This window comes from Phenylobacterium sp. (genome assembly GCF_036263695.1).
Taxonomy (GTDB): Bacteria; Pseudomonadota; Alphaproteobacteria; order Caulobacterales; family Caulobacteraceae; genus Phenylobacterium.
Window position 1 is genome coordinate 1 of the sequence record NZ_DATAGM010000061.1, and the last position, 8,907, is coordinate 8,907.

Genomic DNA, 8,907 nt, shown 5'->3' on the forward strand with positions numbered 1-8,907 from the left:
GGCGGCTGCGGTCGCGTCTCCTCGAGCCACTCCAGGATCGCCAGGCTTTGGATCAGCACCTTGCCGCCGATGTCCAGGGCCGGGGTCAGCCCCTGCGGGTTCACCGCCCTGTAGGCCGGCTCGCGCTGCTGACCCTTCAGCAGGTCCACGGGGATGTAATCGTAATCGACGCCCTTCAGGGCCAGGCCGATGCGGACGCGGTAGGGGGCAGTCGCGCGCCAGGCGCTGTGCAGGGTGTAGCCCATCAGCCGATCTCGAAGGTGAGGCGCGCCACGCCGTCGACCTCGCACTCGACCTTGTCGCCGCGGACGAGGGCGCCGACGCCTTCCGGCGTGCCGGTGAAGATCAGGTCGCCGGGCGCCAGCCGCCAGAGCTTGGAGGCCTCGGAGACGATCTCCGCCACGTTCCAGATCATGTCCGAGACGGTCGCGTCCTGGCGGGTCTGGCCGTTGACGCTCAGCCGGATACGGCCCTGCGGCGCCGGGCCGGACCAGCGCCGGAGGGCGGAGATCGGGGCGGAAGCGTCGAAGCCCTTGGCCGCTTCCCACGGCTCGCCGCGCTTCTTGGCGCCGGCCTGCAGGTCCCGGCGGGTGAGGTCGACGCCGACCGCGTAGCCGAACACCAGCTCCAGCGCCCGCGCCACCGGCACGTCCTGGCCCGCCTGGCCGATGGCCGCCACCAGCTCCACCTCGTGGTGCAGGTCGGAGGTCTGGGTGGGATAGGGTACGGGCGCGCCAGGGGGCACGACGGCGTCGGCGGGCTTGGAGAAGAAGAACGGCGGAGAGCGATCGTCGGCGGCGCCGCCCATCTCGACCCGGTGCGCCTGGTAGTTGCGGCCGACGCAGTAGATGCGGCGCACGGGGAACAGCCCGGCCTCCCCTTCCACGGGGACGGCAGGGACAGGCAGGTCGAAGATCATGCTGGCCATGGCCGCTGCCTAGCCCGGGGCGATCGAGGCGCCAAGGCCCGCGGCTACTTCGCGGGTGGCGCAGTCTTGGCCGGGGGCGTGGCCGGGGCGGGCGACGGCGCGGCCGGAGCCGCCGCCGGCGGCGGCGTCGCGGCGGCCGGAACGCCGGCGGCTGCGGCGGTGGGCGCCGAGATGGTGCGGTCGCGAAGCTGCCGGACCTGGTCCAGGTGGCGCTGGATGACCGGCGCCATGGCCGAGGCGAAGGCTTTGAGCTGGGCGATGTCGCCGTTCTGGGCGTAGCGCTGGTGCAGCGCCAGCGCCTGCTCGTGCGCCTGCACCTGCTGGCCCAGCCAGACGGCGTCGAAGTCGGTGGGGGTGGCGGCGTTCAGCGCCTCGACCTGGGCCTGCCGGTCGGCGGGCATGGCCGCCGGGATGGTCAGGGTCTGGCCCGATTGCGAGGCGGCGGTCTGCAGGTCGCCGGAAGACTTGGTGTGATCGTCCGAGATCATCTTCGCCAGCGCCTTCACCTCGTCGTTCTGCGACCGGTTCTGGGCGATGCGCGCGGCTTCGATCTCATAGAGATCGCCCGCCGCGGCGGCAGCCACATAGTCGGCGGCCGACATCGGGACGGTGGCGGCGGTGACGGCCGGTTCCGGCGTCGGAGCCTGCGCGGCGGGCGCACCGGCGTCCTGATCGCGGGGCTGCTGACCACAGGCGGCGAGGCCGAGGAGCAGGGCTGCGCTGACGGCCGGAAGGCGGAGTGACGACATCGACAAGGCTCCAGATTGACAAGCCGCGGCCCGGCGGGCTCCAGCTTCGCCGCGCGTGGGCTGAGAACTCAAGCTCGGCCTACCCTGTTCCACGCCTATTCCTCAAGGACGCCATGACCGAAACCGCCGCCGAAGGCCCTCTCCACGGCCTGCGGGTCATCGAGATGGGCACGCTGATCGCCGGCCCGTTCTGCGGCCAGATCCTCGGCGACTTCGGCGCCGAGGTGATCAAGCTGGAGGATCCGGGGAGCGGCGATCCCATGCGCCAGTGGGGCCGCAGCCTGCCGAAGGGGCTCTCCCCCTGGTGGCCGGTGATCGGCCGCAACAAGAAGTCGGTCACCGTCGACCTGCGCAAGCCCGAAGGCCAGGCGCTGGCCCGCACCCTGATCGGCAAGGCCGACGTGGTGGTGGAGAACTTCCGCCCCGGCACCTTCGAGAAGTGGGGCCTGTCCTACGAGAGCCTCGCGGCGGAGAACCCGCGACTGGTGATGGCCCGCGTATCCGGCTTCGGCCAGACCGGGCCGTATTCGCAGCGGGCGGGCTACGGCCTGATCGGCGAGGCTATGGGCGGCCTGCGCCACGTCACCGGCGAGCCCGACCGCCCGCCGGCCCGGGCCGGCATCTCCATCGGCGACTCGCTGGCCGCCATGCACGCGGTGATGGGGATCATGATGGCCCTGCACGCCCGCGAGCGGACCGGCCGCGGCCAGGTGGTCGACGCCGCGCTCTTCGAGAGCGTGCTTGCGGTGATGGAGAACCTGGTCACCGAGTATGACCTCACCGGGTATGCGCGCGAGCGCTCAGGCTCGATCCTGCCGGGCATCGCCCCGTCTAACGTCTACCCCTGCGCCGGCGGCGAGATGATCCTGATCGGCGGCAACGGCGACACGGTCTTCGCGCGGCTGGCCGAGGCGATGGGGCGGCCGGAGCTGGCGAGCGACGAGCGGTACGCGACCCACGCCGCCCGCGGCGCGAACCAGGCGGAGCTCGACGCCCTCATCGCCGAGTGGACCTCGCGGCAGTCGTTGGCGGCGCTGCTGGACCTGCTGGAGAGCAAGGGCGTGCCCTGCGGCCGGATCTTCCGCGCGCCGGACATGCTGGAGGACCCGCAGTTCAAGGCCCGCGAGGCGATCGTCGAGACCGAGCACCCAGTGTTCGGCCGCATCAAGATGCAGAACGCCTTCCCCAAGCTGTCCGAGACCCCCGGCCGCGTCCGCTGGCCCGGCCCCGCCCTGGGCGAGCACACGGACGCCGTGCTGCGCGAGGTGGCCGGCCTGACCGCCGCCGAGATCGAGGCGCTGCGGGCGAAGCGGGTGATCTGAATCAAGACCTCTCCCCCCGCTCGGCGGGAGAGAGGTCTTGAGATATCAACCCACTCGCTTGAGCAGCTGGGCGACGGCGGAGGCGACCTGCGTCACGTCGTAGGGCTTGCGGATGATCGGGGCGTCGAAGCCGGAGGGGGCGCCGCCTGCCTCGCCGTAGCCGGTGGCGAAGACGAAGGGGATGCCGCGGGCGGCCAGCACCTCGGCTACCGGGGTCACCGATCGACCATTCAGGTTGGCGTCGAGCACGGCCGCGTCGATGGGCCGGTCGAGCAGGGCCATCGCCTCCTCCAGTTCGTAGGCCGGGCCGATCACCACCGCGCCGGCCTCCGAGAGGCCGGTCTCAAGCTCCAGCGCCAGCAGCACCGCGTCCTCGACGATCAGCACCCGTGAGCCGGTCAGGTCGGCGGGGCCGGATGCGGCCGCGGCGGCCTCAGGGGCGCGGGTCGCCGGCGCTTCGGGCACCGTCTCCGGGCGGGCGACCACCGCGGCGGGGCCGGCTCGCAGCTGCACCCGCACCCCGGTGGGCCGGTACTCGACGCGGCTCTCCCCGTTCAGCTCGCGGCCGGTGACCTGTTCCAGCAGGGTCGAGCCGAACCCGCGGTGCGTCGGCGCCCTGACCATCGGCCCGCCGCTCTCGGTCCAGGTCAGCTCGAAGCCGCCGTCGGGCTGGCGCGTCCAGCGCACCTCCACCCGGCCCCGCTCCGTGGACAGGGCGCCGTACTTCAGCGCATTCGTCGCCAGCTCGTGCATGGCCAGCGACAGGGCGTTGGCGGCCCGGGGGGTCAGGAACAGCTCCGGCCCTTCCCAGCGGGTCTGGCCGGGAGCGATGCCGCCCAGCTCGGCCGCGCACAGGTGGTCGACGGCGGCGCCGCGCCAGCGGGCGGCGGTGAGCAGTTCGTTCGCCGAGCCCATCGACTTCAGCCGGCCGGCGAAGGTGGTCAGGAAGGAGTCCAGGCTGGTGGTGCGCTTGGCGGTCTGGAAGGCCAGCGCCTGCACCGCCGCCAGCACGTTCTTCACCCGGTGGTCCAGCTCGGCCATCAGGGTGTGGCGCTGCTCCTCCTCCACCCGCCGTTCGGTGACGTCCTGCACCACCCCGATCATGCACTGGCTTTCGGGGGCCGAGAGCACGGCGGCCAGCCGCACCCAGCGCACGCCGCCGCGCGGGTCCGGCCGGCGGTACTCGAAATCGCATGGTGCCCGCCCTGAGAGGCAGGCCTGCAACTCGCGGGCGACCAGCTCGCGGTCCTCCTCGAGAGCGGTGCGGTAGAGCGCCTCGCCGCCATCGGCCGGAACCTCGCCTGGGGGCAGGCCGGCGATGGCGGCCATTCGGGCGGAGACGATCAGCACGTCCCGGCTGCGGTCCCATTCAAACTCGCCGAGACCCGCCACATGCAGGGCGAGCTCCAGATGCTCGCGTTCGAGTCTCTGGCCGGGCTTGGCTTCATCCATCCGGCCAACATAGGGAAACGCCGCTGCCGATGCGACAGGAACGATGCGCGCCGGACGGCGTTTGAAGCCGGAGTGCTCCGCCGGGTTGCGCCTGCGCGGAACCGGTTTAGCTTGTCCAGCGTTGCAGGAGCGCCTCACGCCCGCGCGAGGAGCCCCCTAATCTGGAGAAGCAGAATGGCCGCGAACGTCGAAGCCGCCGAAGACACCGACACCACCGCGACCTCCGGGTCCACCGGATCGGCCGCCAACGGGCTGGCCACGGTCGAGCGCTCGTTCAACGAGGCGGCCCGCAAGTTCGAGAAGACGGTCCAGGACAGCCTCGAGACCCTGCGCGCCCAGAGCCGCGCCTACGCCGACACCGCCGGGCAGCAGCTGGACGAAGCCCAGCGCTACGTCGTGGAGCGCGTGAAGGAGCGGCCGCTGGCCTCGACCAGCGTTGCGGTCGGCGTCGGCCTCATCCTCGGTCTGCTCCTGGCGGGCGGCCGCCGCCGTTGATCCGACGCATCATTTCGGCGGCCGTCGCTGTCGCGCTTACCGCCGCGGCGGTGATGACGGCGGTGGTCGCCGCCGCCTTCGCCCTCTACGCCCTCCTGGAAGGCCCGCTCGGCCGTCCGGGCGCCGCGGCCGTTATCGCGGCGCTGGCGGCGTTGACGGCGGCCGTCACCGCCCTCGTGTCCCTGCGCAAGGCAGAGCCGCCGCCGCCGGCCGAGCAGGGGCCGGCGGACCGCATCCTCTCGCTGGCCCGCGAGAAGCCGATCCTCGCCGCGGCCGCCGCGGTGGCGGCCGGCGTCGTCGCCCTGCGCAACCCGAAGATCGTGGCGGCGCTGGTCAGCGCCTTCGTCGCCGGCAAGACCACCGGCAAGTCCTGATTCGGAACAGGCGCCTCCCCCGAGCGTTGCTTTAGGCGCGGGATCTTCCCCGCCAGACACGCCTGAAAGGAGAGCTCCAATGCTTGGTTGGGCCCTGACCTTCCTGGTGGTCGCCCTGATCGCCGGCCTTCTCGGCTTCACTTCCATCGCCGGCGCTTCGATGGCGATCGCCCAGATTCTGTTCTTTGTCTTCCTGGTGCTGTTCCTGGCCTCCTTGGTCATGCACTTCATGAGAGGCCGATCGGTTTAGCGACCGCGTGCAGCCGCCTCGGCCTTCAGGCCGGGGCGGCGTGCGGCTGCGCCGCCTGCGCCGAATGGGCGCCGCTCTCCCCCGAACCGCGCCGACGCCGGTCCAGCGCCCAGGTGCGGGAGGGCTCGAAGCCTGAGCCCGTCCAGGCCAGCGCCGTCACCCGGACCTCCCCTTCATCCACCTCGATGCTGTTGAAGCCGGCCGCCACGCCGCGTTCGCGCACCGACAGCGTTCCCGCCCCCACCGCATAGGTCCGCCCGTCGCCGTAGCCGTAGGGCAGCGCGAAGGGCGCATGGATGTGCCCCGATAGCACGAGGTCCGCGCCGGCCCGGGCGAAGGCCTCGGCCGCCTGCGCCCCGCCCCAGACCTTGCCGGTCATCGGCCCGCCGAGCATCTCCACCAGTGGATGGTGGAGCACGACGATGCGCAGCGGCGCGTCCGGCAACTGGCCGAGCCAGGTGGTGGTCTCGGTCACCTGGCGGCCGGAGATCTGGCCCTTCGACCAGTTCATCCGCGGCTGCACCCCGCGGGCGGTGTTGACGCCGCGCACCGCCAGACCGTCGCTGAGGAAGGTCTGGCCACGCGACGGGCCGATCATCTGCTCGAAGCGGGCGAAGGGCGTGAACAGCCGCTCGGCGAAGGCGAGATAGGGCGCGTCGTGGTTGCCAGGAGTCACCAGCTTCGCGCCGGGGAGCGTCTCCAGCCAGGCGGCGGCGGCGGCGAACTCCGAGGTCTCGCCCCAGCGGGTGATGTCGCCGCTGACGATCGTCAGGTCCACCTTCCGCTCGCAGAGCCAAGCCTTGGCGGCCGCGACCGCCGGCTCGTTCTCGTAGCCGAAGTGGATGTCCGACAGGTGGGCGAGCCGGATGGTTGGCAATGCCCCTCCCCCAGGGCTGTGACGGGACTAGCTGGTGGGCTGTGTGGCCGGTTGCGCCGGCGCCGGAGCCGGCGCCTGGTCGGCGTCCCCGACGCCCCGCAGGGTCTCGGCGGCCTCGCCCGCCGCGCCGCGGACGGCCGGTTCGGCCCGCTCGGCGGCGACCGAGAGGTTATGGTCGGCCACTTGGCCCGCGCCGCCGAACGATCCGTTGACCACCGCCAGCGCCAGGAAGGCGGCGCCCGCCAGCGCAAGCACGAAGAGGACGGTCATCAGAACCGGGTGGCGCTTGCGGCGCGCACGCTCGTCCTTGCGGCCCAGGCGGTAGGCTTCCTTCAGGTCGGAGGTGTCCAGCCCCGGGGCCGGCGCCGCTTGCGCGTCGGCCGGATGCGGTCTGTGACGGCGGTCGAACATAGGTGTCGCTCCGAGGATACGGTTGCTGGCTGAACGGCGTGGCCGTGCGCCGGTTCCGGAACCCCCCGGACGCGGGCTGCGTTGGGTGCGCCGGGGACAAGCTCAAGGAGAGCCATATGCTCAGACCATTGATCGCCCTCGCGGGGGCCGGCCTGCTGGCCAGCGCCTGCACCACGACCGGCCGTGTTGAAGGCAACGCGGCGGGCGGGGCCGCCCTGGGCGCTCTGGCCGGCGCAGTGATCGGCAACAACGTCGGCGCGGGCGACGCCGGAACCGGCGCAGCCATCGGCGCGGTAGTCGGCGGCGCGGCGGGCGCCATCAAGGGCTGCCGCGAAGACGGCGGCTGCGGCGCGGCCGTTCCGAACCGTCGCCAGTACTATGACGAGGCCGCGGGTCGTTATTACTATTACGATCCGGCGAGCGGCCGCTACTATTGGGAAAACGGCGCTCCCCGCTACTAGTCGGCGCCCCGCTATCCCATCAGGAGGGGCGGTCGACTCCAGTCGGCCGCCCCTTTGGCATGTGAGAGGGAGAATGGCGTGAAGGCATACCAACTCGTCGCCGCGTCGGCGTTGGCGTCGATCGCGATGGCCGGCTGTGCAGGCTTCGGCGGCCGCGACCGGCTCGTGAAGGCGCCCCCGCGCTGCGAAGAGACCGCGGTGCAAGTCTACTTCGACGCCGGCTCACACGAGCTCACCGACGAGAGCCGCACCATGCTGGCCCAGGCGGCCAGCGAGACCGCCGGCTGCGCGGTGGACCGGGTCGTGGTGATGGGACTGGCCGACGCCGAGGGCGGGCCGAACGCCAATCTCGAACTCTCCAAGCGCCGGGCCCAGGCGGTCACCGCCGCGCTGGCGGCGGTGAAGCTGCCGGCGGCGGAGTTCCGGCTGGCGGCGGCCGGCGAGGCAGGCGCGGTGACGGCGGCGGGCACCGAGCCCCTGCGCCGGCGCGTCGACGTGATCCTGCAGATGCGCCCCGCCCCCTGACCACCACGTCTCGATCGCAAATAAGAAAGGCGGGCCTCAAGGGGCCCGCCGAAGTGGTGCATCATCGAGAAAAGGGGTGCGGAGACGGCAGACTGGCATGATCACCAGTCTCAAGTCGGGGGGGGCGTCGCCGCCTCCGCACGGGAATAAACACACCGCCCTAAGGTGCGTTCCCGCCCTTTCGAACTTTTTTCTGCGGCTTCTCCGGTCGCTCTTCACAAGCCCGTGCGCGCCGGCTGCTGCGACCGAACTTGGCGCAACGGTGAAGGTTCAATGACCGCCAGGGGGAACGCCAGCGGCTACGGCGGCGTTTATTGAGTGGCGGGCCGCAAGCCCGCGGTCGGGAGGCGAAGCCAATGCTCAGAGGCAGTCGTGCGGAATCCCACGGGAGTTTCATCCTCTTTCAGGCGCCCAGCCGGCGCCATCGCCTGGCGCGCCGCCGCTCGGCGGTGATCGCCACCATCGCGGCCGTGGCTGCCGCCAGCGCGCTGATCGGCGCCTTCATCTCGCGCGGCGCGGACGATCCCGCCGCGCAGGCGGGGCTGCTGAGAAGCCCGATCAGTTACCTTCCCCTTTAGGTTCGGAGTTCCCCCTTCATGTCGTCCACCGATCGCTCCCCTGACCCGGCCAAGGTCGGCGCCACCCGCGCCCGCCAGGGCCGATGGGGCTTCCACGTCCTGCTGGTGCTGGTGATCGGGACGGCGCTGGCCGCCGTGGCGCTGTTCGGCAGCTGGGCCTGGAAATCCGACGATTTGGCGGAAAGCAACGCCAACAACGGTCCTGCCGCCGAAGCGCCGGTGTTCAACGCGCCCGAGCCGCAGGCCATCCAGACCCCGCCGGGGACGAAGAGCGCCGGACAGCAGGCCCCGGAAAACGTCGGCCCCGCCCCGGGCGCCACCGCGCCCTAGGCTCCTGCCGTTGACGGTCACCGGTAGCGGCGTCCCGCACATGGCGCCGCTACCTGTCACCCTGGAGAAGCGCCTTCCCAACCGACACAGATCACGTCGCCCAGCGAGGTGACAGGTAGGGCTGCGCCCGACCAGTCACCGTCGGCCGCTGCTCC

The 8,907-nt window shown here is 71.9% G+C and carries 14 protein-coding genes; 8 read left to right on the forward strand and 6 right to left on the reverse strand.

Going from position 1 to position 8,907, the window contains the following annotated elements:
- The 3 genes from VHK87_RS02260 to VHK87_RS02270 all read right to left on the reverse strand — a co-directional run.
- Window positions 1–245: glutathione S-transferase N-terminal domain-containing protein (locus VHK87_RS02260; protein WP_329633273.1), on the reverse strand; the 245-nt coding region annotated here is incomplete at its 3' end.
- A complete protein-coding gene (locus tag VHK87_RS02265; RefSeq protein WP_329633274.1) occupies window positions 245–928 on the reverse strand; it encodes a fumarylacetoacetate hydrolase family protein in 684 nt (227 codons plus the stop codon). The genes VHK87_RS02260 and VHK87_RS02265, both read right to left, overlap by 1 nt.
- Before the next feature lie 44 nt (window positions 929–972).
- Window positions 973–1,677, reverse strand: coding sequence for a DUF4142 domain-containing protein (locus VHK87_RS02270; protein ID WP_329633275.1), 705 nt, complete (start codon window positions 1,675–1,677; stop codon window positions 973–975).
- A gap of 113 nt (window positions 1,678–1,790) precedes the next feature.
- Here VHK87_RS02270 and VHK87_RS02275 point away from each other — a divergent pair, with 113 nt between their 5' ends.
- Window positions 1,791–2,999 carry a CaiB/BaiF CoA-transferase family protein gene (locus VHK87_RS02275; RefSeq protein ID WP_329633276.1) on the forward strand — a complete coding sequence of 403 codons (1,209 nt, stop codon included), beginning with the start codon at window positions 1,791–1,793 and terminating at the stop codon, window positions 2,997–2,999.
- Between the two features lie 45 nt (window positions 3,000–3,044).
- Here the strand turns inward: VHK87_RS02275 and VHK87_RS02280 are convergent, their stop codons facing one another.
- Window positions 3,045–4,451, reverse strand: a complete 1,407-nt coding sequence (locus tag VHK87_RS02280; RefSeq protein WP_329633277.1) for an HWE histidine kinase domain-containing protein — start codon at window positions 4,449–4,451, stop codon at window positions 3,045–3,047.
- A gap of 174 nt (window positions 4,452–4,625) precedes the next feature.
- Between VHK87_RS02280 and VHK87_RS02285 the strand changes: the two genes are divergently transcribed.
- The 3 genes from VHK87_RS02285 (at window position 4,626) to VHK87_RS02295 (ending at window position 5,570) form a co-directional block, all read left to right on the forward strand.
- The gene (locus VHK87_RS02285; protein WP_329633278.1) at window positions 4,626–4,946 is read left to right on the forward strand and encodes a glycine zipper domain-containing protein; all 321 of its coding nucleotides are present in this window, start codon (window positions 4,626–4,628) and stop codon (window positions 4,944–4,946) included.
- Window positions 4,943–5,320 carry a hypothetical protein gene (locus tag VHK87_RS02290; protein WP_329633279.1) on the forward strand — a complete coding sequence of 126 codons (378 nt, stop codon included), beginning with the start codon at window positions 4,943–4,945 and terminating at the stop codon, window positions 5,318–5,320. The genes VHK87_RS02285 and VHK87_RS02290 overlap by 4 nt, the downstream gene beginning before the upstream one ends.
- A 79-nt stretch (window positions 5,321–5,399) precedes the next feature.
- Complete coding sequence (locus VHK87_RS02295; protein WP_329633280.1) at window positions 5,400–5,570, forward strand: DUF1328 domain-containing protein; 171 nt, start codon at window positions 5,400–5,402, stop codon at window positions 5,568–5,570.
- Between the two features lie 25 nt (window positions 5,571–5,595).
- On the opposite strand, the gene VHK87_RS02300 is transcribed toward VHK87_RS02295, so the two are convergent.
- Together VHK87_RS02300 and VHK87_RS02305 are read right to left on the reverse strand one after the other, a co-directional pair.
- Window positions 5,596–6,447, reverse strand: a complete 852-nt coding sequence (locus VHK87_RS02300) for a metallophosphoesterase (RefSeq protein ID WP_329633281.1) — start codon at window positions 6,445–6,447, stop codon at window positions 5,596–5,598.
- 27 nt (window positions 6,448–6,474) lie between these two features.
- Window positions 6,475–6,858: a hypothetical protein gene (locus tag VHK87_RS02305; protein WP_329633282.1), complete on the reverse strand. Its 384-nt coding sequence runs from the start codon at window positions 6,856–6,858 to the stop codon at window positions 6,475–6,477.
- Between the two features lie 116 nt (window positions 6,859–6,974).
- Here VHK87_RS02305 and VHK87_RS02310 point away from each other — a divergent pair, with 116 nt between their 5' ends.
- The 4 genes from VHK87_RS02310 (at window position 6,975) to VHK87_RS02325 (ending at window position 8,752) form a co-directional block, all read left to right on the forward strand.
- On the forward strand, window positions 6,975–7,319 hold the full coding sequence (locus VHK87_RS02310; RefSeq protein WP_329633283.1) for a YMGG-like glycine zipper-containing protein: 345 nt from the start codon (window positions 6,975–6,977) through the stop codon (window positions 7,317–7,319).
- 78 nt (window positions 7,320–7,397) lie between these two features.
- Entirely contained in the window at window positions 7,398–7,844 is a 447-nt protein-coding gene (locus VHK87_RS02315) for an OmpA family protein (RefSeq protein ID WP_329633284.1), read from the forward strand.
- 449 nt (window positions 7,845–8,293) lie between these two features.
- The gene (locus tag VHK87_RS02320; RefSeq protein WP_329633285.1) at window positions 8,294–8,422 is read left to right on the forward strand and encodes a hypothetical protein; all 129 of its coding nucleotides are present in this window, start codon (window positions 8,294–8,296) and stop codon (window positions 8,420–8,422) included.
- 18 nt (window positions 8,423–8,440) lie between these two features.
- Complete coding sequence (locus VHK87_RS02325) at window positions 8,441–8,752, forward strand: hypothetical protein (protein ID WP_329633286.1); 312 nt, start codon at window positions 8,441–8,443, stop codon at window positions 8,750–8,752.
- Window positions 8,753–8,907: the final 155 nt, after the last annotated feature.